The following is a 26,432-nucleotide window of genomic DNA, read 5'->3' as shown; positions in this document are numbered from 1 at the left end:
GTGACGGGGCCGGTGCGGTCGGATCCGGTGCGACCGGGAGGCGCGGGTCAGACCGCCGCGACCGCTGCCGGTTCGGCGATGCAGGCGGTGCCGATCCGGCGGAAGCCGAGGCGCAGGTAGATCCGCGCGACGTCCGCGCTGCCCGCCGAGAGGAACACCAGGTCGGCGCCGCTGTCCAGGGCCTGCCGGGCCAGCGTCGCGGTGACCGCCGCGCCCAGACCGCGCCGCCGGGCGGCGGGCAGCGTCGCCACCCCGGCGATCTCGGCGACGCCGTCGACCCGCTGGAACATGCCGGTGGCCAGCGCGCCCGTTCCCGGCGTCCCGGCGAGGGCGTACGCCCGCCGCCCGGCGCTGATCCGGGTCCGGGCCTCGGCGACCTCCCCGTCGGTCGGCCGCCGGACGGCGGAGTCCCGCTCGGCGGCGCCGACCGGCCCGGCCGCCACGCCCGGCGTACCGAATCCGACGGCGGCGACCGCGGCCGACGCCGCGAGGTCGGCGCCGAAGCCCGCCGCCTCGACGTCCAACAGCCGTACGGGTACGTCCGACAGCGTGGCCGGGTCCGGCAGCGCCGCCGGGTCGAGCACCATCAGCGGCGCCTCCAGCACCGACAGCCCCGCCGAGCGGGCCACCGCCAGCAGGTCGGGATCGTGATCGTGCACCCATTCGAACGCCTCGGGCAGGCCGAGGTCGCGCTGCCGTACCCGGGCGGAGGTAATGTCGGCGGCGGACGGCGGGTCCGAGGCGCCGGGCCGCGGCCGGGCGTAGAACGGCCATCCCGCACCGTCGCGGACGAACAGCACCAGACCCCCGAAATCCTCGGTACGGGCCACGTCCCGGGGTACGGCGTCGTAGAAGCGTTCCAACCGGTCGAAAAGTTCGGCTTCCAGGTGGGTCACCGCGCGAGACTACCTGTCCCAGATCCTGGAAGTGTGATCAATCCGGCCTGGTGGAGTCCGGTGCCCCCTAACGTAGACTCAAATATCCGCCCAGGGCCGACGTCGTCCCGACCGTGAACCAACGTGACTGACGACAGGAGGCCCGGTGGCTTCTTCGCACCCTCAGAGCCGGCCGATCCGCCCCGGTGGACCCGCCCAGGGGCTGTACGACCCGACGTTCGAACACGACGCCTGCGGGGTCGCGTTCGTCGCCGACCTGAACGGCCGCCGGTCGCACGCCGTGGTCGCCAAGGGCCTCTCCGCGCTCTGTCGGCTCGACCACCGGGGCGCCCGTGGCGCGGAGCACAACACCGGCGACGGTGCCGGCATCATGCTCCAGGTTCCCGACGAGTTCCTGCGGGACGTCGTCGACTTCCCGCTGCCGCCGGCCGGGCAGTACGCGACCGGCCTGGCCTTCCTGCCCGACGACGACGAGGCCGCGGCCCGGGCCGCCACGATCCTCAACAAGTACGCCCTGGTCGAGGGGCGGAGATCCTCGGCTGGCGGGACGTACCGGTCAACCCGGACGACCTGGGTGAGACCGCCCTCGCCGCCCGGCCCCGGATCCGGCAGGTGTTCCTGGCCGCCGAACGGCTCACCGACTCGCCGGCCGGCCCGGCCGGTTCGGCACTGACCGGCATCGACCTGGACCGGGTCGCGTTCTGCGTACGCAAGCGGGCCGAGCGGGAGACCGCCGAGCGGGGCATCCCGGTCTACTTCCCGTCGCTGTCCGCGCGCACCATGGTCTACAAGGGCATGCTCACCCCGGACCAGCTGCCGGCGTTCTTCCCCGACCTGACCGACGGGCGGGTCGCCAGCGCGATCGCACTGGTGCACTCCCGGTTCTCCACGAACACGTTCCCGTCCTGGCCGCTGGCGCACCCCTACCGGTTCATCGCCCACAACGGCGAGATCAACACGATCCGTGGCAACAAGAACTGGATGAACGCCCGCGAGGCGCTGCTGGCCAGCCCGAACATCCCCGGCAACATCCGGCGGCTGTTCCCGGTCTGCACCCCGGACGCCTCCGACTCGGCCAACTTCGACGAGGTCCTCGAGCTGCTGCACCTGGCCGGCCGCAGCCTGCCGCACGCGGTGCTGATGATGATCCCGGAGGCGTGGGAGAACGACCCGGACCTGGATCCGGCCCGGCGCGCCTTCTACCGCTTCCACGCCAGCCTCATGGAGCCGTGGGACGGCCCGGCCTCGGTCGCGTTCACCGACGGGTCGCTCGTCGGCGCCGTGCTCGACCGCAACGGGCTGCGTCCGGGGCGCTGGTGGCGGACCAGTGACGGGCTCGTCGTGCTCGGCAGCGAGGCCGGCGTGCTCGACCTCGACCCGACGACCGTGGTCGCCAAGGGGCGGCTGCAGCCCGGCCGGATGTTCCTGGTCGACACCGTCGCCGGCCGGATCGTGCAGGACGACGAGATCAAGGCCGAGCTGGCCGCCGCGCAGCCGTACGACCAGTGGCTGCACGCCGGCCTGATCGACCTCGCCGACCTGCCCGAACGCGAGCACACCGTCTACACCCACGACTCGGTGCGGCGCCGCCAGCAGATCTTCGGCTACACCGAGGAGGAGCTGAAGATCCTGCTCGCCCCGATGGCCCGCAGCGGCGCCGAACCGCTGGGCTCGATGGGGACCGACACCCCGATCGCACCGCTGTCCACCCGGCCCCGACTGCTCTACGACTACTTCCACCAGCTCTTCGCCCAGGTCACCAACCCGCCGCTGGACGCGATCCGCGAGGAGCTGGTCACCAGCCTGCAGGCGACCATCGGCCCGGAGGCGAACCTGCTCGCCCCCGGCCCGGCGAGCTGCCGGCGGATCGCGCTGCCGTACCCGGTCATCGACAACGACGAGCTGGCGAAGCTGCTGTCCGTCGACGACGACGGCGACCTGCCGGGCTTCAAGGCCGTCCGGGTCTCCGGGCTCTACCGGCTGCGTGACGGCGCCGCCGGCATCAAGGCCCGGCTGACCGAGATCTGCCGGCACGTCTCCGAGGCGATCGAGGACGGCGTACGCATCCTCGTGCTCTCCGACCGCGACTCCACCGCCGAGCTGGCCCCGATCCCGTCGCTGCTGCTCACCGCGGCCGTGCACCAGCACCTCGTACGCGAGCAGACCCGCACCCAGGTCGCGCTGATCGTCGAGTCCGGCGACTGCCGCGAGGTGCACCACGCGGCGGTCCTGATCGGCTACGGCGCCGCGGCGGTCAACCCCTACCTGGCGTTCGAGTCGGTCGAGGACCTGATCGCCACCGGGGCGCTGCCCGGCGTCACCCCGTCCCAGGCGGTCCGCAACTACGTCAAGGCGCTCGGCAAGGGCGTCCTGAAGATCATGTCCAAGATGGGCATCTCCACGGTGTCGTCGTACTGCGGTGCCCAGGTCTTCGAGGCCGTCGGCCTGGAGAACACCCTGGTGCGGCGCTACTTCGCCGGCACGCCGAGCCGGATCGGCGGGGTCGACCTCGACGGCATCCACGCCGAGATCGCCGCCCGGCACGCGACCGCCTACCCGGCCGACGGCGCCGACGACGCGCACCGCCGCCTCGACGTCGGCGGCGAATACCAGTGGCGTCGCGAGGGCGAACTGCACCTGTTCAACCCGGAGACGGTGTTCCTGCTCCAGCACGCGACCCGCAGCCGCCAGTACGAGGTCTTCAAGCGCTACACGGCCAAAGTCGACGAACTGGCCGGGCAGGCCGGCTCGCTGCGCGGGCTGTTCACCTTCCGCGCGGGGCTGCGGCCGCCGGTGCCGCTCGACGAGGTCGAGCCGGCCAGCGAGATCGTCAAGCGGTTCGCGACCGGCGCCATGTCGTACGGCTCGATCTCGGCCGAGGCGCACGAGACCCTGGCCGTGGCGATGAACCGGCTGGGCGGCAAGTCCAACACCGGTGAGGGCGGCGAGGACGTCGAGCGGCTGCACGACCCGGTCCGCCGTTCCGCGGTCAAGCAGATCGCCAGCGGCCGCTTCGGCGTCACCAGCGAATACCTGGTCAACGCCGACGACCTGCAGATCAAGATGGCGCAGGGGGCCAAGCCCGGCGAGGGCGGCCAGCTGCCGGGCAACAAGGTGTGGCCGTGGATCGCCAAGACCCGGCACGCCACCCCGGGCGTCGGCCTGATCTCCCCGCCGCCGCACCACGACATCTATTCGATCGAGGACCTGGCGCAGCTCGTCCACGACCTCAAGTGCGTCAACCCGGCCGCCCGGGTACACGTCAAGCTGGTCTCCGAGGTCGGCGTCGGCACCATCGCCGCCGGCGTCGCCAAGCTCAAGGCCGACGTCATCCTGATCTCCGGCCACGACGGCGGCACCGGCGCGTCCCCGCTCAACTCGCTCAAGCACGCCGGTACCCCCTGGGAACTGGGCCTGGCCGAGACCCAGCAGACGCTGCTGGTCAACAAGCTGCGCGACCGGGTCACCGTCCAGGTTGACGGGCAGCTGAAGACCGGCCGCGACGTCGTCGTCGCCGCCCTGCTCGGCGCCGAGGAGTTCGGGTTCGCCACCGCCCCGCTGATCGTCGCCGGCTGCGTGATGATGCGGGTCTGCCACCTCGACACCTGCCCGGTCGGCATCGCCACCCAGAACCCGGTGCTGCGCGACCGCTTCACCGGCAAGCCCGAGTTCGTGGAGAACTTTTTCCTCTTCCTCGCCGAGGAGGTCCGCGCCATCCTCGCCGAGCTCGGCTTCCGCTCGGTCGAGGAGGCGATCGGCCACACCGAGGTGCTCGACGTGCTGCGCGCCGTCGACCACTGGAAGGCCCAGGGGCTGGACCTGTCGCCGGTGCTGCACCTGCCGGACGTGCCCGCGGACGCGGCCCGGCGCGGCGTCCGCGCCCAGGACCACGGTCTGGAGAAGGCGCTCGACAACGAGCTGCTCGCCCTGGCCGGCCCGGCCCTGACCGACGGCACCCCGGTGCGGGCCACGGTCGCCGTACGCAACGAGCACCGCAGCGTCGGGGCGATGCTCGGCGGCGAGGTCACCCGCCGCTTCGGCGGCGCCGGCCTGCCCGAGGACACCATCGAGCTCACCCTCGACGGCACCGCCGGCCAGTCGTTCGGCGCCTTCCTGCCGCGCGGCGTCACGCTGCGGCTGCGCGGCGACGCCAACGACTACGTCGCCAAGGGCCTGTCCGGCGGCCGGATCGTCATCCGTCCCGACTCGGGCGCCCCGTTCGTCGCCGAGGACCAGATCATCGCCGGCAACACCATCCTGTACGGCGCCACCGGCGGCGAGCTGTTCCTGCGCGGCCGGGTCGGCGAGCGGTTCGCCGTACGCAACTCCGGCGGCGTCGCGGTCGTCGAGGGCGTCGGCGACCACGGCTGCGAGTACATGACCGGCGGCACCGTCGTGGTGCTCGGCCCGACCGGACGCAACTTCGCCGCCGGCATGTCCGGCGGGGCCGCGTACGTGTGGCGGCTCGACCCGCGCCGGGTCAACCCCGAACTCGTCGAGCTGACGCCGCTGACCGACGCCGAACAGGTCGTGCTGCGCGAACTCGTCGAACGGCACTTCGCCGAGACCGGCTCGGCGGTCGCCGAGGCCCTGCTCAAGCGCTGGACGGAGGCGGTCGGGGAGTTCACCGCCGTCGTACCACGGGACTACAAGCGTGTGATCGAAGCGATCCGGACCGCCGAAGCCGCCGGCCGTGACGTCGACCAGGCCGTCATGGAGGTGGCTCGTGCCTGACCCGAACGGATTCCTGCGCTACGGCCGGCGGACGCCCGCCCGCCGGCCGGTGCCGGTCCGCATCGCCGACTGGCGGGAGGTCTATCCGCCCGCCAGCGACGAGCTGATCACCGAGCAGGCGACCCGGTGCATGGACTGCGGTATCCCGTTCTGCCACGACGGCTGTCCGCTGGGCAACCGCATCCCGGACTGGAACGACCTGGTCCGCACCGGTGGGTGGGCCGCCGCGATCGAGTCGCTGCACGCCACGAACAACTTCCCGGAGTTCACCGGGCGGCTGTGTCCGGCGCCGTGCGAGGCGGCCTGCGTGCTCGGCATCGCCGGCGGCGAACCGGTCACCATCAAGCAGGTCGAGGTCGAGATCATCAACCGGGCCTTCGACCTCGACCTGGTCGCCGCGCAGCCGGTCCCCGAACCCACCGGCCGGTCGGTCGCCGTCGTCGGCTCCGGCCCGGCCGGTCTCGCCGCCGCCCAGCAGCTCGCCCGCGCCGGTCACCGGATCACCGTGTACGAGCGTGACGACGAGATCGGCGGCCTGCTGCGCTACGGCATCCCCGACTTCAAGCTGGAGAAGGTCCACATCGACCGGCGGCTGGCCCAGCTCGCCGCCGAGGGCGTCGTCTTCCGCACCGGGGTGAACGTCGGTGTCGACGTCACCGCCGGACAGTTGCGCGCCGAACACGACGCGGTGCTGCTCGCCTGCGGCGCCCTCGCCGGCCGGGACACCCCGCAGACGCCGGGCCGGACGCTGCGTGGCGTACACCAGGCGATGGAACACCTGGTCGCGGCCAACCGGGTCGTCGCCGGGAAGGACGCGACCACGTCGATCGACGCCGCCGGCCGGCACGTCGTGATCATCGGCGGTGGTGACACCGCCGCCGACTGCCTCGGCGTCGCCCACCGGCAGGGCGCGACGTCCATCCACCAACTCGACCAGTACCCGCTGCCGCCCGCGACCCGCGACGAGGACCGCGACCCGTGGCCGACCTGGCCGTGGATCCTGCGCGAGTACGCCGCCCACGAGGAGGGTGGCGAGCGGGTCTTCGAGGTGGCGGTGCAGGAGTTCGTCGACGACGGCACCGGCGCGGTCCGGGCGGTACGCATCGCCCAGGTCACCGTCGAGCGGCGCGACGGCCGGCGGGTCGTGACCGTGGTTCCCGGCTCCGAGCGGGAAATCCCCGCCGACCTGGTGCTGCTGGCGATCGGCTTCGAGGGCACCGAGCGGCAGCCGCTGCTGGAACAGTTCGGGGTGGAGCGCAACGCACGCGGTGCCGTCGACACCGACGCGACCTGGCAGGCGGCCGACGGGGTCTTCGTCGCCGGTGACATGCACCGCGGCGCGTCCCTGATCGTCTGGGCGATCGCCGAGGGCCGGGCCGCCGCCGCGGCCATCCACGACCACCTGGGCGGCAGCACCCCGCTCCCGTCCCCGGTGACCCCGTCCACGAAGGCCCTGGCCACCACCTAGCCCCCGGTGGCGCGCGCGGTTGATCCGCGTGATCAGGGACCGGGTCGCGCGTGTCGCCGGCGCGCCGCGACCCGAACTCCCTGATCACGCGGATCATCGCGTCCGGTGGGCGGGCCGGAGTGGGGGAGCGACGTGCCGACGCGGACCTTTGGCCCGGACCGCGCTTCGGTTAGTGTGCTCGTGACCACGCAGCCGTGATCATTCATGGGGGTACGGGTGGGCAGGCTCGCGGCAACGTACGAGCAGGCGGTCGCCGCCCACCGGCAGGCCCGCGAACACCTCGACCGGGCTCGCCACGCGCTCGCCGGACCGGACCGGCCGACCGGGGCCCCCGGCGTGCCCGACGTGGCCGGCCGGCTCGACCGCGTCGGCACCGCCCTCGCCACTCCGACGCCGGGCGCCGTCGACCTCACCGAGGCACCCGTGCCGGTACGGGTCGGCGAGGCAGCCGTCCCGGACGGGTCCTTCCCCGCGCTGCTGCCGCTGGCCGGCGGCAACCACCTCGCCGTCGACGTCGACGGCCGCGACCCCCGGGTGGCCGCCCTGCTGCGGGCACTCGTCCTGCGGCTGCTCGCCACCGGCCGGCCCGGCTCGGTGCGGGTCGTCGCCCTGGACGCCGGTGCGCTCGGCGCCACCTTCCTGCCGCTGCGCCCACTGGTCGACGCGGGCGTACTCGCCCCGCCGGCCACCACCGACGACGAGGTCGCCGACCTGCTCGACACCGCCGAGCGGCACGCCCGCGCCGCCCAGGACGCCGGCGGCACCGAGCTGCTGCTGGTCGTCGCCGCGTCCGCGCCGTCGGGCCGGGACCTGGCCCGGCTCGCCGCCCTCACCCACGCCGGGCCGTCCGCGGCGGTCTGCGTGCTGCTCGCCGGATATCCGGCCCCCGACGCCTCCGCGCCGCCGCCGCTGGGCGCCACCACCCGGATCCGGCTCGACGACCGCTCGGCCCACCTCGGCGACCCGCCCGGCCAGCCGTTCAGCCCCGACGGCACCGGACTCGCCGCGACCGTCCGGCTCGACGGCGACCCGCCCGCGAACACCGTACGGGCGCTCGCCGAGCACCTCGCCGCCGCCACCCGCCACCACTCCACACTGGACTTCGAGGACCTGCTGCCGGACGGCCGCTGGACCGGGTCGTCGGCGGACGGGCTGCGTACGGTCGTCGGCCGGACCGGCCGCGAACCGGTCACCCTCGCCTTCGACGACGCCACCCCGCACTGGCTCGTCGGCGGGCGCACCGGCTCCGGGAAGACCGTCTTCCTGCTCGGCCTCCTCTATGGACTGTCCACCCGGTACGGGCCGGACGAGTTGGCGCTGTACCTGCTCGACTTCAAGGAGGGCGTCAGCTTCACCGAGTTCGTGCCCACCGACCGTGACCCGTCGTGGATCCCGCACGCCCGGGCCGTCGGCATCGAGTCCGACCGCGAGTACGGCGTCGCCGTGCTGCGCGAACTGCGCCGCGAACTCAACCGGCGGGCCGGCGCCCTGAAACGCCACGGCGTCACCAAACTCGCCGACCTGCCCCGCGACCGGCCGACCCCCCGCGTCGTCGCCGTCATCGACGAGTTCCACGTCCTGTTCGCCGGCAACGACGCGGTCGCCCGCGAGGCCGTCGCCCTGCTCGAGGAACTGGCCCGCAAGGGCCGCTCGTACGGCATCCACCTGGTCCTGGCCAGCCAGAGCATGTCCGGCATCGAGGCCCTGTACGGCAAGATCGATCCGATCTTCGGGCAGTTCCCGCTGCGGCTGGCGCTGCCCGGCGGCAACGGGGTGCTGCATCAGCTCAACGAGGCCGCCGGTACCCTGCCGATCGGCTCCGCGGTCGTCAACGCCGCCGCCGGCCTGGCCGGCGCCAACACGACCATCCGCTTCCCCGACGCGCACGCCGACCCCGGTGCCGTCGCCCGGCTCCGCCACGAACTGTGGCAGGCCCGCCCGGCCGGGTCCCGGCCGCCCGCCGTCTTCCGCGGCTACGACGCCGCCCACGTCGAGGACGACCCCACCTTCCGTGGCCTGCAGCCCGGCGGCCGGCGCCCGCTGGCACTGGTCGGCCGTACCGTCGACGTCGACCTGACCTCGGCCTGCTTCGCCCTCGACACCAGCCCCGGCCGGCACCTCGCCGTCGTCGGTACGTCGGCGGTCGGCGCCGCGGTCCTGCACGCCGCGACCGTCAGCGTCGCCCGCCAGCACCTGCCGGGCACGGCCCGGTTCCTGCTGGCGCCGCTGGTCGCCGCCGCCGACGAGGTCGCCGACCGGTGCGCCGACGAACTCGCCGCCGCCGGGCACCTGGTGACCCGGATCGACGCGGCCGGGCTGCGCGACGAACTCCGTACGCTGGCGGAGCCCGCCGCCGCGACCGGCCGCACCTTCGTCGTGGTGTTCGGCATGGACGGCGCCAGTGGTGTGCTCGGACTGCGCGACGACACGTTCCGGTCCGGGCTCGACGACCTGCAGGTGGTGCTGCGACGCGGGCCCGCCCACGGGGTGCATCTGCTCGGCTGGTGGCGCGGGCTGCGACGGCTGTCCGAGGACATCGGCGGGGCGCAGCACCGCGACGACGTCGCCTGCCTGGTCGCGCTGAACGTGCCCGGCCCGGAACTCGGGATCTATCTCGGTGTGCCCGACCTGTCCTACACGCCGCGACCCAACCGGGCGCTGCTGGTCGACCGGCACGACCAGCGCACCCGGCTGATCGTGCCGTTCGTACGGCCCGGTCACGAGCTGGACGAGGAGCGGTAGGTGTCGACCTTCGAGGAGTACGCCGCACTGGCCCGACACCTGTCCGAGCTGCGTCGGGCGGGGGAGCGCGACGCCGCCGCCGACACCGCGCGGCGGACCGCGATCCGGGCCGCCGCCGACCAGCTCGGGCACCGGCTGGCCGCCCAGGAGCAGCGGCTGCGGCACCTCGGCCGGGCCACCGCCCAGCCCGAGCCGGCGTTGGCCCCGGCGACCGTCCCGGCCCCCGGTGCGGCACCGCCCGGCGACGCCGGCCACCGGACCGCCGCCGAGGCGTCGTACCCGCGACCGCACACCGGAACGGCGCTGGCGTTGCCGGCGGCCGTGCCGGCGCCGGTCCCGGCGCCCCGCGAACCGGTCGAGACCGATCCGGCCGTGGCGGTGGAACACGCGCGGCGGGCCGCGGATGCCGCGGACGCCGCCGCGCACGCCGCCGAGCAGCTGGCCCAGCGCCCGCCCCTGCTGCCGGGCTGGTCGCCGTTCGCCCGGGCCGCCGCCGTCTACGCCGCCTGCGCGCTGGTCACCGTCGTACCGACGGTCGTCCTGGAGCTCGGCAACCGGGTCGGCACCGTCGGCACCTTCACCCTGTTCGCCTGGATGTGCGCCGGCCTGCCGGTGCTGGCGCTCTTCGCCGGCTACTTCGTCCTGGGCCGGTGGGGGCCCCGCCGCTCGGCGCCGGCACCGTGCGCCGCTACCTCCCGCTCGGCGTCGCCGTCTGCTTCGGCACCCTGCCGATCGTCTACTGCGGATACTTCCTGGCGCTGCGATTCCTGATCGGCTGACCTCGCCCCCGCTCCGCCCCTGGCCCCCGCCGCGTTGATCAAGGGGATGTAGCCGGCGAATCGCCCCGCGCTGCCCACGACTTCTCCTTGGTCGGCGTGGGGAGTGCGGCGGCGGGACCGGGTTGGCGTGGGCCCGCCGCGGACGGGCCCGTGCGTGGCCTTCAACGGGCGACGGCTGGGTGCTGATGCCGTACAATATGCCGTGATTTGTCGGATTGCCTGGCGTCCGACGCCCGGAGTCACGGCAGCCCGTCACCGCCGTGCCGGGCAGGAGTAGGCTCTGGGTGCGGTCGCTGGTGCCCGCCGGCAGCTGGCCACCGCTCTCGCGCCCGGGACTCGCGCCCGGGGAACGGCGTCGACGGCGGGCCGGTGCCGACATGCCCGTGGTGACGGCGCCGCCCCGCCGTGTGGCGACCCGTGGTCATGCGCGCACCACGCGGCGTTGGATAGGTGTTCGGATATCCGACAGGGGCCGGTCGCTGGACCGGTCCGGGAGAGAGACTAGCCTGATGGGCGTGACACGCCGTGCAAAGATCGTCTGCACCCTTGGCCCTGCCACTTCGTCGCCGGAACGCATCCGCGGCCTGGTCGAAGCGGGCATGGACGTGGCCCGGCTCAACTTCAGCCATGGCAGCCACGCCGACCACGAGCAGGTCTACCAGTTGGTGCGCCAGGCGGCCCGGGCCGCCGGCCGGGCCGTGGCCGTCCTCGCCGACCTCCAGGGTCCCAAGATCCGTCTCGGCCGGTTCGCCGACGGGCCGCACGAGTGGCGCACCGGCGACTCGGTCGTGATCACCAGCGACGACATCCTCGGCACCGCCGACCGGGTCTCGTGCACCTACCGCAAGCTTCCGCAGGAGGTCCGCCCCGGCGACCGGCTGCTCATCGACGACGGCAAGGTCGGCGTCGAGGTCACCTCCGTCGCCGGCAACGACATCCGCTGCCTGGTCGTCGAGGGCGGCCCCGTCTCCAACAACAAGGGCGTCTCGCTGCCCAACGTCGCCGTCAGCGTGCCGGCGCTGTCCGAGAAGGACAGCGAGGACCTGCGCTTCGCGCTCGGGCTCGGCGCCGACATGATCGCGCTGTCGTTCGTCCGCTCACCCGAGGACATCAAGCTCGTCCACGGGATCATGGACGAGGTCGGCATCCGCCGTCCGGTGCTCGCCAAGGTCGAGAAGCCGGAGGCGGTCACCCACCTCGAGCAGATCGTCGACGCCTTCGACGGCGTCATGGTCGCCCGCGGCGACCTCGGCGTCGAACTCCCGCTCGACCAGGTTCCCCTGGTTCAGAAGCGGGCCGTGCAGCTGAGCCGGGAGAACGCCAAGCCGGTCATCGTCGCCACCCAGATGCTCGACTCGATGATCGAGAACTCGCGCCCGACCCGCGCCGAGGCGTCCGACGTCGCCAACGCCGTACTCGACGGCGCCGACGCCGTGATGCTGTCCGGCGAGACCAGCGTCGGAAAATACCCGGTGCTCACCGTCAGCACCATGGCCAAGATCGTCCAGACCACCGAGTCCGGCTCGATCGGCGTCCCGCGCCTCCAGCACGACCCGCGCACCCACGGCGGCGCGCTGACCGTCGCCGCCTCCCAGATCGCCCGCAACATCGGCGCCAAGGCACTGGTCGCCTTCTCGCAGACCGGAGACACCGTACGCCGGCTCTCCCGCCTGCACTGCGAACTGCCGCTGCTCGCCTTCACCCCGGTCCCCGAGGTACGCGACCAGCTCGCCCTCTCCTGGGGCGTGGAGACGTTCCTCATGCCGTTCGTCCAGCACACCGACGACATGTTCCGCCAGGTCGACCAGGCCCTGCTCGGCCTCGGCCGGGCCAACCCCGGCGACTACGTCGTCATCGTCGCCGGCAGCCCGCCCGGCACCCCGGGCTCCACCAACACCCTGCGGGTGCACCAGCTCGGCTCGCTCGTCGACGCGGCGGCGGCCCGGGCCCTTCAGTGACCAGCGACCGACCGGTCGTCGGCGAGGCCGCCGTCGAGCAACTGCTCGAACTGCTCGACCTCAGGCGCCTCGACGACACCACCTTCCTCGGGACGAGCCCGCCCGTAGGCCCGCTGCGGGTCTACGGCGGGCAGGTCGCCGGCCAGGCCCTCGTCGCCGCCGGACGCACCGTCGACCCGAGCCGGCACGTGCACTCCCTGCACGGCTACTTCGTCCGGCCCGGCGACCCCACCGCGCCGATCGAATACCAGGTCGAGAACATCCGCGACGGCAGGTCGTTCTCCGTACGCCGGTCGGTCGCCGTCCAGCACGGCAAGACGATCTTCTTCATGTCGGCGTCGTTCCAGCACCCCGAAGAGGGCCTCGACCACCAGACCCCGCTGCCACCCGACGTACCCGGGCCCGACGAGGTCCCCACCATGACCGAGCGGCTCGCCCGCTATCCCGAACGGCTCGGCATCTGGGGCGAGATCCCCCGCCCGATCGACGTCCGCTACGTCGGCGAACCCGGCTGGGTACGCCCCGGCGACCGGCCCGCCGAACCCCACCAGCGGGTCTGGATGCGGATCGACGCCAAACTCCCCGACGACCCGCTCCTGCACGCCTGCGCGCTGACGTACGCCTCCGACCTGACCCTGCTCGACGCGGTCCTGTCCACCCACGGCGAGGTCTGGGGCCCGGCGGCGTCGCCGGCGCCAGCCTCGACCACGCCCTGTGGTTCCACCGGCCCTTCCGCGCCGACGAATGGTTCCTCTACGACTGCGCCAGCCCGTCCGCGTCCGGCGGCCGCGGACTCGCCACCGGCCGGATGTTCAGCGCCGACGGCCGGCACATCGCCAGCGCCGTACAGGAGGGGCTGGTCCGCCGTGAGCAGGGACGACCACCGCAAGTAGGGTGACGCCATGCGTCTCTCCGCCCGGGTCGACTATGCGCTGCGTGCGACCGCCGAACTCGCCGCCGCCGCCGACCCCGCGTCCGGGCGACCCGGGGCACCGGTGACCGCCGACCAGATCGCCCGTGCCCAGGAGATCCCGCCGAAGTTCCTCGAGAGCATCCTGCTCCAACTGCGCCGCGGCGGCATCGTCCACGCCCAGCGCGGCCCCGAAGGCGGCTACTGGCTGGCCCGCCCCGGCGGCGAGATCAGCCTCGCCGACGTCATCCGGGTCATCGACGGACCACTCGCCCACGTACGCGGGCAACGCCCCGAGGACCTCGGCTACCACGGTGCGGCCAGCGCCCTCCAGGAGGTCTGGATCGCGCTGCGCGCCAGCGAACGGGAGATCCTGGAGTCGGTCACCATCGTCGACGTGGCAACCGGCAACCTGCCCGGACGCATCCGCGACCTCGTCGCCGACCCCCGCGCCTGGACCTGACCCACCCGCGACCGGCCAACCCGCACGACACGCCGTGGCCCCGCCCGGCCGGGCGGGGCCACCCGTCGCTCAACCGGCCAACACCGCCGCCGCCTGCGCACCGATCAGCGACCACGCCTCCTCGACATGACGCGCCCGCGTCTGCGGCGCACCCACCGCCAGCCGCAGCGTGTACGCACCCCGCACCCGGGTGTGCGTCAGATAGACCCGACCATCCGCGTTCACCCGCGCCAGCAGCTCGGCAGTCGCCGCGTCACCGTCCACCCCGTCCCCGCCCCGTAGCCGGAAACACACCAGCGAGAACGGATGCGGCGCCACGACCTCGAACCGCTCGTCGGCCCGGACCCGCTCGGCGAACCCGGCGGCCAACTCGACACTGCCCCGGATGTGCGCCCGCAACCCCTCCGCGCCGTACCAGCGCAGCACGAACCACAACTTCAACGCCCGGAACCGCCGCCCCAACGGCACCTGCCAGTCCCGGTAGTCGAGCACCGCACCGGACTCCGACGCGGCATTACGCAGATACTCCGGCAGCACCGTCAACGCCTCGACCAGCTCGGCCCGGTCGGCGACCCAGAACGCGTCACAGTCGAAGCCGGTCAACAACCACTTGTGCGGATCGAAGCAGTACGAGTCCGCGTACTCCAACCCGCGTGCGACCACCGCAGCTCCGGACAGACCGCCGACGCCCCCGCGTACGCCGCGTCGACGTGCAGCCACACCCCGTACTCCCGGCAGATCTCGCCGATCGCCGGAATCGGGTCGACCGCCGTCGTCGACGTCGTACCGATCGTCGCCACCACCAGAGCCGGCCTGATCCCCGCCGCCAGATCGGCGTCGAGCATCGACCGCAACGCCTCCGGATCCATCGCCAGCGTACGGTCGTCGACCTCCACCGGCCGCACGTTGCCGTCCCCGATACCCGCGATCCGGGCCGCCTTCTCGATCGACGAATGACCCTGCGTCGACGTGTAGACGGCGTACCGCCCCTCCACACCGTCGCTCCGCCACCGGCCCTTGCTCGCCCGGTGCAACGCCGCCAGCGTCGCGACGAGCGTCGCCGACGACGCCGAATCCTGGATCACCCCGCCACCCGACCCGGTCGACCGGAACCGCGCCGGCAGATCCAACAGATCCGCCAGCCAGTCGAGCATCACCGTCTCCACCTCGGTGCACGCCGGCCCGGTCGCCCACAACATCCCCTGCACCCCGAGCCCCGAACTCACCAGGTCACCGAGCACACTCGGCCCCGAGACGTTGGCCGGGAAATAGCCGAAGAAGCCCGGATGCTGCCAGTGCGTCACACCCGGCATGACCACCGCGTCCAGGTCGGCCAGGATCCGGTCGAAGTCCTCACCCCGCTCGGGCGCCGTGGACGGCAGCCGGCCGGCGACCGCGCCGGGCTGGTCCGCGGACAGCACGGGACGCTGCTCCAGCGTCGCCCAGTAGTCGGCGATCCAGTCGATCACCGCGTGCCCGTTACGCCGGAACTCCTCGGCGTCCATGTGAGTGGTCATGCGTGAAGTCGATCAAAAATCGGCTGCCCCGATCAAGGGGCCAGCGGCCGTCCGTGCCGGTGGAAGCGAACAAACTCCCACCGGCACGGCGCGGCACATACACACCGCGACGACACATGGCCTGACAAACTCACGACCACGTGCGTCGAACCACCACCGGATACGACACTAGGCCGCAAGTGGCGCCTGCCGGTGTCGCCCAGATGAAGATCATGTTTCACTCCACCCCAGCGGCCACCCGCGCCCCACCTCACCGCTCCCGGCGCAGCCCGCCCGCCACCTTCTCGGCGACCAACTCGAACGACCGGACCCGGTCCGCGACGTCGTACACCATCGTCGTCAGCATCAACTCATCGGCCGCGGTACGCGCCAACAGATCCGACAACTGCCGACGTACCGTCTCCGGCGAACCCACCGCCTGACCCCGCTGCCGCTCCAGCGCGAAGTCCCGCTCCAGGTCCGAGTACGGATACGCCGCCGCCTCCTCCGGCGACACCAGAGGCTCCGGCCGACCCGCCCGCAACCGCAGGAACGACAACCCGCTCGGCCCGGCCAGCCACTGCGCCCGCTCGTCCGTGTCGGCACAGATCGTGTTCACCGCCACCATCGCGTACGGCTTCGCCAACCACCGCGACGGCCGGAAACTGTCCCGGTACAACGCCAACGCCGGCTCCGTGTTCGTCGCGCTGAAATGGTGCGCGAACGAGAACGGCAACCCCATCAACCCGGCCAACCGCGCACTGAACCCGCTCGACCCCAACAACCAGATCGCCGGCATGTCGCCGCCACCCGGCGTCGCGCTCGTGCCCCGCCGGCGCTCGCCGTCGAAATAGGCGATCAGGTCTTCCAACTCCTGCGGAAACGCCTCGGCCGACAGCCCCTCCATCGTCCGCCGCAGCGCCAGCGCCGTCACCTGGTCGGTCCCCGGCGCCCGCCCGATACCGAGATCGACCCGCCCCGGATGCAACGCCTCCAGCGTGCCGAACTGTTCGGCCACCACCAGCGGCGGATGGTTCGGCAGCATCACCCCGCCCGAACCGACCCGGATCGACGAGGTCGCCGCGGCCAGATGCGCGATCAGCACCGCCGGCGCCGAACTCGCGATCGCCGGCATGTTGTGGTGCTCCGCCACCCAGAACCGGCGGTAACCGAGCGCCTCGGTGCGCCGGGCCAGCTCGGTCGTGTGCCGCAGCGCCTCACCGGCGCCCGCCCCGGCCGCGACCGGGGCAACGTCAAGGACAGAAAGGGGTACGTCGAGAGGTACGTCGCTCACAAGGCTTGCCAACCCGTCCGGAACCCGGTTTCTTCCGGATCCGCGGCGGATTCCCGCCGCGCCCGTCCCTGACCCGGCCGTGCCCGTCCCTGACCCGGCAGTCCCTGACCCGGCCGTGCCCGTCCCTGATCACGGTGATCAGGGACGGGCACGAGCGACCCGCCGACGACACGCGGGACCAGGTCCCTGATCACGCGGATCGGGACCGTCACGCCTTGGCGCTGTCCGCCATGGGCGGCTCGGCAGGGGCGCTGCCGTTGGCCGGGGTGCCGGCCGGCATGCCGTCCTTCGACAGCTCCGGCGCGGCCATCCGGGTGGTGGCGATCGTCGGCCGGGTCAGCAGACCGCCGTTCGGGTCCGCGCCCGCCACCGGTACGGCCGCCAGCCGCGCCTTCTCCGCCGAGAACTCCGGATCGCTCAACTTGCCCCGGTCGTGCAGGTCGGCGAGCAGCCGCAACTGCTCGGCCCGGTTCTGCGGCGCGTACTGCGGGCCGTCGTCCGGGTGCCGTACCGGATCGGCGGGTGCCGGACCGGCGGCGGCCGCGGTCTCGCGGGCCGGCCGGAAGAGCAGGTAGAGCAGGGTGCCGACGAACGGCATCAACACCACGGCGACCATCCAGAACGCCTTCGCCAGGCCGGACATGTCGCTGCGCCGGAAGATGTCGACGATCGCGAAACCCCACACCAGCAGCAGCGGTATGAAGATGATCAGTAGCCAGAACGCTTCCCAGAAGCCGATTCCCTCGGACATGGTTTCCCCCTCTGCGTCTACCGCGAAGCTAACCCCAGGCCAGTCCGATAGGAGAGGATTATTCACAGATGTCAGGGACGTCGGGCGGCACCGGTCAGGACTTCGGTCCGACGTGCCGGTCGAGGGCGGCGACCGCGACCCGGCGCGCCACCGACAGCGAGTCCGGCCGGTTCATCCGCCAGGCGATCCCGAGCAGGTCCAGCGCCCACCCGCAGAGGCCGAGGATGTCGGCCGACCGGTTCGTGAACAGATACCGCGGATAGGAGTAGTCGCGGCCTGCCCGGCGTACCGGGTTGTCGATCCGGCAACCGTCCGAATGGAAGAGGCCACGCAGGAAGTCGCCCGGCTGGGCGGCCACGATCCGGCGCTGCCAGTCGGCGAGCACGATCGGGCGGAGATGCTTCGGCCCGGGGCCGTGCTGGGGCAGCAGGCACGGCCAGTGCTTCCCGTAGCTCTGGACCGCGACGTAACCCTTACCCTTTTTCTGTACCCGCTGGACCCGATTCGCGAGTACCGTCAGCATCGCCTGCTCGCACAGGTCGATCAGCCCGGGGTACGTGTCGGCGCAGGCGATACTCAGGACCGGAACTTTCGCAGATACGACCAGGTGCCCGTCCCCGAGGTAGAGGCCGAGCAGATAGGCGTAGGAACCGAGGTCCGGCTGGGCGTTGTCGTCAGGCAGGCACCGAAAACAACGTAGGGCTGTCCCACGTACGGATCGGTCCGGGCGGTCGACGCACCAGTGCCAAACGGTGGAGTAGGGCAGCCCAAGTGCTCGTGCCGTGTCGGTCACGGTTTGGCCTGCCAGAAACGCTCGTCGGGCACGAGCGCGCAGTTCGGGTGGATGCACACTGACCACTATCGAACATGTGTGCGTCATTTTGGTGCCGGGAGCGGGACTTGAACCCGCACGCCCTTTCGGGCAGATGCTTTTGAGGCATCCGAGTCTGCCGATTCCTCCATCCCGGCATCCGCCATCCCGGCGGGTGCGACTCACTGTACCCGACTACGCTGATGCGGCAGCATTGAGGCAGCGTTGGTTTTGACGATCGTGGGGGTAGGGCTTCGTGGCCGAGACGCAGGCGGGTGCCGAGCGCAGGCGGGTGCTGATCGCCGAGGACGAGGCGCTGATCCGGCTCGATCTGGCCGAGATGCTCGTCGAGGAGGGCTACGACGTGGTCGGCGAGGCCGGCGACGGCGAGGCGGCCGTACGCATGGCCGAGGAGCTCAAACCCGACCTCGTCATCCTCGACATCAAGATGCCGATCATGGACGGGCTGGCGGCCGCGGAGCGGATCGCCGGCGGACGGATCGCCCCGGTCATCATCCTGACCGCTTTCAGTCAGCGTGACCTGGTCGAGCGGGCCCGGGCGGCCGGCGCGATGGCCTACCTGGTCAAGCCGTTCCAGAAGAGCGACCTGGTGCCGGCGATCGAGGTGGCGCTGTCGCGCTACTCCGAGATCGCGGCGCTGGAGTCGGAGGTCGCCGGCCTGACCGACCGGCTGGAGACCCGCAAGGTGGTCGAGCGGGCCAAGGGCGCGTTGATGACCACGTACGGGATGACCGAGCCGCAGTCGTTCAAGTGGATCCAGCGCACCGCGATGGACCACCGGATGACGATGCGCGAGGTCGCCGAGCGGATCCTCGCCGAGGGCACCGGGCAGGCACCGGCGGCCGGGGCCGACGAGACGACCGGCGCGAGCTGATCCGGATGGGCCGCCGGCCGGCTCCACGGGGGAGTTGCCGGCGGCTGGCGGCGGGGCTGCTCGCCGGGGTGCTGGTGTCCGCCGGCGCGTGTGCGGGCTCGCCGGACGACGACGGGCCGGTGCCGGTCCGCTGGTCGCGCGGGACGCTGCCGGTGCCGGACGGGACGCCCGGCCGGGTCGTCGTCCGTGATGTGACCGTCTGCGACGACCGCTGGTACGTCGTCGGCGCGGTGGAGGCGGCGGACGGTGAGACGCGGCCGGCGGCCTGGGTCAGTGCCGACACGGGCGCGTGGGCGCCGGTCGGGGTGGCCGCCGAGAGTTTCTACGGCGAGCGGGCGGTGCTGTATTCGGTCGGTTGCCGGGACGGTGTGGTCGCGGCGGTGGGGGCGCGCAGCGGCGGGGTGCACGGCAACCCGCGGGTGGTCACCTGGCGGCAGGTTCCGGACGGTTCGCTGGTCGAGGTGCCGGCGCCGTTCGAGTTGTACGGCGGTGCCGAGGCCCGCAACGTCGGCCGGATCGCGGGTGGTGCCGGCGGCTGGCTGATCGCCGGCAACCGGGTGTCGGGCGCGGCGGTGTGGGGTTCGGTCGACGCGGCCGGGTTCGAGTTGCGGGCCGGGCTGCCGGGCCTGGCGTCGGACGACCGTGGGGTCACCTGGGCGTACGACGTGGCGGCCGGGCCGGCGGGCTGGGTGCTGGCCGGCGTGGTGACCGGGGACGCGGACGCGGCGGTGGTGTGGACCTCGCCGGACGGGGTGGGGTGGACCCGGGTCGGGTTGCCGGGCGACGGGGCGCGGGAGCGTCCGCAGCGGGTCGTGGTGACGGCGGGTGGTCCGGTGGTGGTCGGGGTACGCGGGTCGTCGTTCGGGGCGTGGCGGGCCGAGGGGGACCGCTGGGGGCCGGGTGAGTGGCGGGCTGCGGGCCGGTTCGGTGCCGGTGCGGCGGGCGGGTCGGTGCAGGCGGTGGCGCCGCTCGCGGCCGGGCTGCTGGTGGTGGCGTGGGACGGGGCGCGGCACGGGTTGTGGGTGTCGCTGGACGCGGGGGAGTCGTGGCGGCCGATTTCGGGCCCGGGCGATCTGCCGGTCGGGGGTGACCGGTCGGCGGGGTGGCGGCGGGTGCCGGGCGGGTGGTACTTGTGGTCGACGACGGTCGTGAGGGGCGTCTGTGGGTGGCGCCGGCGGTGTGACGACGGTCGAAGCGGGGGTGGGCGTCGGCCCTGCTTATGGGCGTCATACGCCCTGGAAGTCCGGGTGTGTATTACACGCGTAACATCGATCTGAGCACTGGACGTAACGGTTAGGTCAACGCCACACGCTAGACCTACCGGGGTGCCCGCGAAGTGGGATAACGTCCCGCCCCAGACCGGGTTAACGGTCGGGCTCCCTCCATGCCGCAAGAGCCAATCGACGGCGGGTGGATCGAGCCGTTGGGCATGGAGAGAGGGTTCGGGCCTTGAGGCAGAAGCTCGCACGGGTGCTCGGTGGCGTGGCCATGATGGCTCTCGTCGTCGGTGCCGCCGCTTGTAGCAGCGGCGACGGCGACACGGAGGCCGGCGGCGACGCCTGCGGCAACAAGATCGCATTCTTCGGTGCGCTGACCGGCAGTTCGGCGGCGCTCGGCATCAACGAGAACAACGGCGTGAAGCTCGCGGTTGACGAGTACAACAAGGCCAACCCGGACTGCACGGTCGAGCTGGTCCCGCTGGACTCGCAGGGCAGCCCGGACCAGGCGCCGGCGCTGGCGCAGCGCGCTATCGACGACGAGAAGATCCTCGGCATCGTCGGCCCGGCCTACTCGGGTGAGTCGGAGGCCGCCGGTCCGCTCTTCTCCGAGGCCGGTCTGGTCACCATCACCCCGTCCGCGACCCGGCCGAGCCTGGCCGAGCAGGGCTGGAAGACGTTCTTCCGCGCGGTGGGCAACGACCTGAGCCAGGGCCCCGCCGCCGGTAACTACATCAAGAACGTGCTGAAGTCCGACAAGGTCTATGTCATCGACGACCAGTCGGCGTACGGCGCGGGTCTGGCCGACGAGGTCAAGAAGGTGCTCGGCACCGCGATCGTCGGCGAGGACAAGGTCCAGGGCGAGGGCAAGCAGGTCGACTTCTCGGCGGTCATCGCCAAGGTCCGCTCGTCGGCTGCGACGGCCGTGTTCTACGGCGGCTACTACCAGGAGGCCGGCCTGATCCGCAAGCAGCTCACCGCTGCCGGGATCACCGCCACCCTGGTCGCCGGTGACGGCGTCAACGACCCGGCCTACGTCACCTCCGCCGGCCAGGCCGCGGCCGAGGGCACCATCCTGACCTGCCCGTGCGCGCCGGCCGCCGAGGCCCGCGGCAACTTCGTCGCCAACTTCCAGGCGCTGAACGGCACCGCGCCGGGCACCTACAGCGACACGGCGTACGACGCGGCGAACATCCTGCTCGCCGGCATCAAGGACGGCAAGACCACCCGCCCGGCGCTGCTCGAGTTCGTCGGCGGCTACAGCGGTGAGGGTGTCGCGGCGTCCTACAAGTTCACCGAGACCGGTGAGCTGGACCCGACCCAGGTCAAGGTCTGGGCGTTCAAGGTTGTCAACGGCGAGGTCGTGCCGGACCAGGAGATCCCCAAGTCCTGACGGTCTCCGCGTCTGCGGTGGCTCAGCAGTGATCGCGGGTGCGGCCGGGAGCATGCACGCTCCCGGCCGCACCCGACTTTCGTTTCAAGCCTGATGGAGCACCCCCCTTGAACTTCGACGGGTTGTTCTCCAACTTCGGAGAACTCACGACGACCGGCTTGACACAGGGTGCGATCTATGCCCTGGTCGCGCTGGGATACACGCTGGTGTACGGCGTGCTCAGACTCATCAACTTCGCGCATTCCGAGGTCTTCATCGCCGGCGCCTTCGCCGCGTTGTGGACCTGGAGCGCGTTCGGACTCGACCAGAACTCCGTGATCAGCGGGTTCGGGACTATCGTGCTTTACCTCCTGGTCGCGATGCTGGTGGCGGCGGTGGCGTCGGCGGCGACCGCGACCCTGGTCGAGCGGGTGGCCTACCGGCCGCTGCGGAAGCGCAACGCGCCGCCGCTGGCCTTCCTGATCACCGCGATCGGCGCGTCGATCGTGATCGCCGAGGCGTTCGGTGTCTACACCCGGCGGCTGCCGCAGGGTGTGCCGACGATCGTCTCGAACACCCCGGTGTTCACCATCGGCGGTGTCGGGATCACCCCGGTGCAGTTGCTGACCGTCGGCGCGGCGCTGGTGATGATGGTGATCCTGGACCAGTTCATCAACCGCAGCCGGCTCGGCCGGGGTATCCGCGCGGTGGCGCAGGACCCGAACACGGCGGCGCTGATGGGCGTCAACAAGGACCGGGTCATCATGCTGGTGTTCATCGCCGGTGGCGCGATGGCCGGTGTGGCCGGTCTGCTCTACAACATCCGGATCGGGGTGCTCACCTACAGCGTGGGCTTCCTGCTGGGCTTGAAGGCGTTCACCGCGGCGGTGCTCGGCGGTATCGGCAACCTGCGCGGCGCGTTGGTCGGCGGTCTGCTGCTCGGCCTCGTGGAGAACTACGCGGCCGAACTGTTCGGCTCGCAATGGAAGGACTTCGTGGCCTTCGCCGCGCTGGTCGTGCTGCTGATGTTCCGGCCGACCGGTCTGCTCGGCGAGTCACTGGGGAGGGCACGCGCATGACAACGTTCGCCAACAAGGTGCGCGACGGCAAGGCGGCGATCGCCGAGCGCTGGCACAACGCGCCGAAGTGGGTGCGGTGGGCCGCGATCGGCGCGATCATCGTCTTCTTCTACGCTCTGCCGAACAAGGAGTTCTACCAGTACCTGGGGCCGATCCCGACCACCGAGTCCAACTTCGGGCAGGTGCTGTTCACGGTCTCGATCTACGTGCTGCTCGCGGTCGGACTCAACATCGTGGTCGGGTTCACCGGCCTGCTCGACCTGGGCTACTTCGGCTTCTACGCCGTCGGTGCGTACACGGTGGCGGTGCTGACGTCGCCGGGCAGCGACCTGAAGACGCTGTGGCCGTGGCTGGCGGCGCTGCCGCTCGCGATCGGTGTCACGATGATCTCCGGTGTGCTGCTGGGTACGCCGACGCTGCGGTTGCGCGGTGACTACCTGGCGATCGTGACGCTGGGCTTCGCCGAGATGATCCGGATCGCGGCGACCAGCTCGGAGTTCCTCAAGGGACAGCGGGGCATGAACCAGGTCCCGCATCCGCCGGGCAGCTACCCCGACGGCAAGCCGATCTTCGGTGTGCTGGACCCGCGGCCGTACTACTGGCTGGTGCTCACGCTGATCATCCTGGTGGTCCTCGGGGTGCGGAACCTGACCCGTAGCCGGGTCGGCCGGGCCTGGGTGTCGATCCGGGAGGACGAGGACGCGGCCCAGTTGATGGGTGTGCCGACCTTCAAGTTCAAGCTGTGGGCGTTCGCGGTCGGCGCCGCGATCGGCGGTCTGGCCGGGGCGCTGTTCGCCGGTAAACAGAACTTCATCAACTCGCAGAGCTTCGAACTGCTCAACTCGATCATCATCCTGGCGGCGGTGATCCTCGGTGGTTCCGGCAACATCGTCGGGGCGATCGTCGGCGGTGGCCTGGTCGCGTACCTGATTGAGCGGTTCCGGGGTATCGAGATCCTCGGTGTGCAGCTGTACGAGTACCGGTTCCTGGCGTTCGGCCTGGTCCTCGTGGTGATGATGATCTTCCGGCCGCAGGGCCTGATCCCGAACCGACGAAGAGCGGCCGAGTTCAAGGACCGCCGCAAGGAGGTGATCGTCGGTGGCTGAGCTGGCCAAGGAGGAGGCCGCGGCGGCTCCGGTCGGCCGTGAGCCGCTGCTGGAGGTCGACAACGTCACGCTGCGCTTCGGCGGTGTCGTCGCGCTCAACAACGTGGACTTCACCCTCTACAAGGGCGAGATCCTCGGGCTGATCGGGCCGAACGGTGCCGGCAAGACGACCTGCTTCAACGCGATGACCGGCATCTACCGTCCGACCGAGGGCGAGATCCGGTTCCGCGGTGAGAAGGTGACCGGCAAGAAGCGGCACATGATCACCAAGATGGGCATGGCCCGTACGTTCCAGAACATCCGGCTTTTCCCGGAGATGACGGCGCTGGAGAACGTGCAGGTCGGCGCGGACGCGCACCACAAGACCAGTGTGATCTCGGCGCTGCTGCGGCTGCCCCGGCACTGGAAAGAGGAGCGTGAGGGCCAGGAGAAGGCCGCCGAGCTGCTCAAGTTCGTCGGCATCGAGGGTCGTACGCACGAGATGGCCCGCAACCTGTCGTACGGCGAGCAGCGGCGGCTGGAGATCGCCCGGGCGCTGGCCACCGATCCGGTGCTGCTGTGCCTGGACGAGCCGGCGGCCGGCTTCAACCCGGCGGAGAAGGAGGAGCTGCTCCAGCTCATCCGGCAGATCCGCGACCGGGGCATCACGGTGCTGCTGATCGAGCACGACATGCGGCTGGTCATGGGCGTCACCGACCGGATCGTGGTGCTGGAGTTCGGAAAGAAGATCGCCGAGGGGCTGCCCGCCGAGGTGCGGGAGAACCCGAAGGTGGTCGCCGCATACCTGGGAGTGCCCGACGATGCTGCTTGAGATCGATGACGTCAGCCTGCTCTACGGGCGGATCCAGGCGTTGCACGGCATCAGCCTCACCGTCGACGAGGGCGAGATCGTCGCCCTGATCGGCGCGAACGGTGCCGGCAAGTCGACGACGATGCGGGCGATCTCCGGCATCCGGCCGGTGGCGTCGGGCGCCATCAAGTTCGCCGGTGAGGACATCACCAAGCTGCGGGCCGACCTGCGGGTGCAGCGGGGCCTGTGCCAGGCGCCGGAGGGCCGGGGGATCTTCCCCGGCATGTCGGTGCTGGAGAACCTGGAGATGGGTGCCTACACCCGGAAGGACAAGGCCGGCATCGCCGCCGACCTCGACCGGGTGTTGAACCTGTTCCCGCGGCTGGCCGAGCGGCGCAAGCAGTCCGGTGGCACGCTGTCCGGCGGTGAGCAGCAGATGCTGGCGGTGGGTCGGGCCCTGATGAGCCGGCCGAAGCTGCTGCTGCTCGACGAGCCGTCGATGGGGCTGGCGCCGATGCTGATCCAGCAGATCTTCTCGATCATCACGGAGATCAACGAGCAGGGCACCACGATCCTGCTCGTGGAGCAGAACGCCCAGCAGGCGTTGTCGCGGGCGCACCGCGCGTACGTGCTGGAGACCGGACGGATCGTCAAGAGCGGAACCGGTCAGGAACTGCTGCACGACCCGGCGGTCAAGGAGGCGTACCTCGGCGTTGCCTGACCGGCTGCCGGGGTGCATGAATGGGGAGGAACGCGAAACATGAGGATCGGTAACGCGCGGCGGGCGGTGCTCGCCTCGGCGGGCGCGTTGGCGTTGGCGCTGTCGATGGCGGCCTGCGGCGAGCAGGAGAACGAGGGCGGCGCCTCGGGCGCGGGCAGCCCGGCGCCGTCGACATCGGTCGACCAGGCGCTGGCCGACCGCGTGCCGGACGCGATCAAGGCCGACGGTGTGATCAAGGTCGGTACCGACTCGACGTACCCGCCGGCGGAGTACCTCGACACCGACGGCTCGACGGTGATCGGTTTCGACGTCGACCTGTTCAACGCGGTCGCGGCGAAGCTGGGCCTGAAGACGGAGTACGTGTCGGCGCCGTTCGACGCGCTGCTGCCGGGCGTGACGTCGGGCCAGTACGAGGTCGGCGTCTCGTCGTTCACGATCAACCCCGAGCGTCTCCAGACGGTGACGATGGTCAGCTATTTCGAGGCCGGCACCCAGTGGGCCACGAAGGCGGGCAACCCGGCCGGGATCAACCCCGACGACGCCTGTGGCAAGAAGATCGCGGTGCAGACCGGCACGGTGCAGCTCGACGACATCACCGCCCGGTCGGAGAAGTGTGTCACCGACGGCAAGCCGGCGATCACGATCGACCAGTACCAGGCGCAGAGCGACGCGACCGCGGCCGTGGTCAGCGGCAAGAACGACGCCATGCTGGCCGACTCGCCGGTCGGGGCGTACGCGGTCAAGCAGACCAACGGCCAGTTGGAGCTGCTCGGCGACATCTACGAGTCGGCGCCGTACGGCTACGCGGTGACCAAGGACCAGCAGGCGTTCGCCGAGGTGCTGCGCGACGCCCTGAAGGCCCTGATCGCCGACGGCACGTACGAGGCGGCGCTGGCGAACTGGGGTGTCGAGGCCGGTGGCATCGACAACCCCGAGGTCAACGCGTAGCG

17 protein-coding genes, 1 tRNA gene and 3 pseudogenes are annotated in these 26,432 nt (G+C 71.7%); 15 read left to right on the top strand and 6 right to left on the bottom strand.

Annotation, left to right across the window (positions count from 1 at the left end):
- Positions 1-47 precede the first annotated feature (47 nt).
- Positions 48-896, bottom strand: a complete 849-nt coding sequence (locus Prubr_RS01575) for a GNAT family N-acetyltransferase (RefSeq protein WP_246568209.1) — start codon at positions 894-896, stop codon at positions 48-50.
- A 145-nt stretch (positions 897-1,041) separates the two neighbouring features.
- Between Prubr_RS01575 and gltB the strand changes: the two are divergent.
- From gltB to Prubr_RS01540, 7 genes and pseudogenes are all read left to right on the top strand, one after another.
- Positions 1,042-5,726, top strand: a pseudogene (gene gltB, locus Prubr_RS01570) (glutamate synthase large subunit); the annotation flags it as partial.
- Positions 5,644-7,098 carry a glutamate synthase subunit beta gene (locus Prubr_RS01565; protein ID WP_425518081.1) on the top strand — a complete coding sequence of 485 codons (1,455 nt, stop codon included), beginning with the start codon at positions 5,644-5,646 and terminating at the stop codon, positions 7,096-7,098. The pseudogene gltB and the gene Prubr_RS01565, both read left to right, overlap by 83 nt.
- Positions 7,099-7,314: 216 nt before the next feature.
- Positions 7,315-9,840, top strand: coding sequence for an FtsK/SpoIIIE domain-containing protein (locus tag Prubr_RS01560; protein WP_212820893.1), 2,526 nt, complete (start codon positions 7,315-7,317; stop codon positions 9,838-9,840).
- Positions 9,841-10,611, top strand: coding sequence for a hypothetical protein (locus Prubr_RS36590; RefSeq protein ID WP_246568207.1), 771 nt, complete (start codon positions 9,841-9,843; stop codon positions 10,609-10,611).
- A 517-nt stretch (positions 10,612-11,128) separates the two neighbouring features.
- The gene (gene pyk / locus Prubr_RS01550; RefSeq protein ID WP_212820891.1) at positions 11,129-12,577 is read left to right on the top strand and encodes a pyruvate kinase; all 1,449 of its coding nucleotides are present in this window, start codon (positions 11,129-11,131) and stop codon (positions 12,575-12,577) included.
- Positions 12,574-13,475 (top strand): annotated as a pseudogene (locus tag Prubr_RS01545) (acyl-CoA thioesterase). Before pyk ends, Prubr_RS01545 begins: the two are co-directional and overlap by 4 nt.
- Before the next feature lie 4 nt (positions 13,476-13,479).
- Positions 13,480-13,950, top strand: coding sequence for an RrF2 family transcriptional regulator (locus Prubr_RS01540; protein WP_212820889.1), 471 nt, complete (start codon positions 13,480-13,482; stop codon positions 13,948-13,950).
- A gap of 69 nt (positions 13,951-14,019) precedes the next feature.
- Here the strand turns inward: Prubr_RS01540 and Prubr_RS01535 are convergent.
- The 5 genes and pseudogenes from Prubr_RS01535 to Prubr_RS01515 form a co-directional block, all read right to left on the bottom strand.
- Positions 14,020-15,455, bottom strand: a pseudogene (locus Prubr_RS01535) (aminotransferase class V-fold PLP-dependent enzyme).
- Between the two features lie 262 nt (positions 15,456-15,717).
- Positions 15,718-16,740 (bottom strand): LLM class flavin-dependent oxidoreductase, encoded by a 1,023-nt coding sequence (locus tag Prubr_RS01530; protein WP_212820887.1) that lies wholly within the window; start codon positions 16,738-16,740, stop codon positions 15,718-15,720.
- Positions 16,741-16,948: 208 nt separating this feature from the next.
- Positions 16,949-17,491, bottom strand: coding sequence for a PLD nuclease N-terminal domain-containing protein (locus Prubr_RS01525; protein ID WP_212820885.1), 543 nt, complete (start codon positions 17,489-17,491; stop codon positions 16,949-16,951).
- 94 nt (positions 17,492-17,585) lie between these two features.
- Entirely contained in the window at positions 17,586-18,284 is a 699-nt protein-coding gene (locus Prubr_RS01520; RefSeq protein WP_246568205.1) for a transcriptional regulator, read from the bottom strand.
- A gap of 89 nt (positions 18,285-18,373) precedes the next feature.
- Positions 18,374-18,460, bottom strand: a tRNA-Leu gene (locus Prubr_RS01515).
- 98 nt (positions 18,461-18,558) lie between these two features.
- Here Prubr_RS01515 and Prubr_RS01510 point away from each other — a divergent pair.
- The 8 genes from Prubr_RS01510 to Prubr_RS01475 all read left to right on the top strand — a co-directional run bounded on the left by Prubr_RS01510 (position 18,559) and on the right by Prubr_RS01475 (position 26,430).
- Entirely contained in the window at positions 18,559-19,197 is a 639-nt protein-coding gene (locus tag Prubr_RS01510; RefSeq protein WP_212820881.1) for an ANTAR domain-containing response regulator, read from the top strand.
- A 5-nt stretch (positions 19,198-19,202) separates the two neighbouring features.
- Positions 19,203-20,474 carry a hypothetical protein gene (locus Prubr_RS01505; protein ID WP_212820879.1) on the top strand — a complete coding sequence of 424 codons (1,272 nt, stop codon included), beginning with the start codon at positions 19,203-19,205 and terminating at the stop codon, positions 20,472-20,474.
- A gap of 172 nt (positions 20,475-20,646) precedes the next feature.
- Complete coding sequence (locus Prubr_RS01500) at positions 20,647-21,807, top strand: branched-chain amino acid ABC transporter substrate-binding protein (protein ID WP_212820878.1); 1,161 nt, start codon at positions 20,647-20,649, stop codon at positions 21,805-21,807.
- Positions 21,808-21,914: 107 nt separating this feature from the next.
- Complete coding sequence (locus tag Prubr_RS01495; protein ID WP_212820876.1) at positions 21,915-22,865, top strand: branched-chain amino acid ABC transporter permease; 951 nt, start codon at positions 21,915-21,917, stop codon at positions 22,863-22,865.
- On the top strand, positions 22,862-23,971 hold the full coding sequence (locus Prubr_RS01490) for a branched-chain amino acid ABC transporter permease (RefSeq protein WP_212820874.1): 1,110 nt from the start codon (positions 22,862-22,864) through the stop codon (positions 23,969-23,971). The genes Prubr_RS01495 and Prubr_RS01490 overlap by 4 nt, the downstream gene beginning before the upstream one ends.
- A 1-nt stretch (position 23,972) precedes the next feature.
- Positions 23,973-24,782 carry an ABC transporter ATP-binding protein gene (locus Prubr_RS01485; protein WP_212827319.1) on the top strand — a complete coding sequence of 270 codons (810 nt, stop codon included), beginning with the start codon at positions 23,973-23,975 and terminating at the stop codon, positions 24,780-24,782.
- Entirely contained in the window at positions 24,772-25,482 is a 711-nt protein-coding gene (locus tag Prubr_RS01480) for an ABC transporter ATP-binding protein (RefSeq protein WP_212820872.1), read from the top strand. Before Prubr_RS01485 ends, Prubr_RS01480 begins: the two co-directional genes overlap by 11 nt.
- Before the next feature lie 39 nt (positions 25,483-25,521).
- The gene (locus Prubr_RS01475) at positions 25,522-26,430 is read left to right on the top strand and encodes an ABC transporter substrate-binding protein (protein WP_212820870.1); all 909 of its coding nucleotides are present in this window, start codon (positions 25,522-25,524) and stop codon (positions 26,428-26,430) included.
- Positions 26,431-26,432: the final 2 nt, after the last annotated feature.

The sequence above is a fragment of the Polymorphospora rubra genome, from assembly GCF_018324255.1.
GTDB lineage: Bacteria > Actinomycetota > Actinomycetes > Mycobacteriales > Micromonosporaceae > Polymorphospora > Polymorphospora rubra.
Note: the sequence above shows the minus strand (reverse complement) of the source record. Positions and strands in the feature narration are given on the sequence as shown.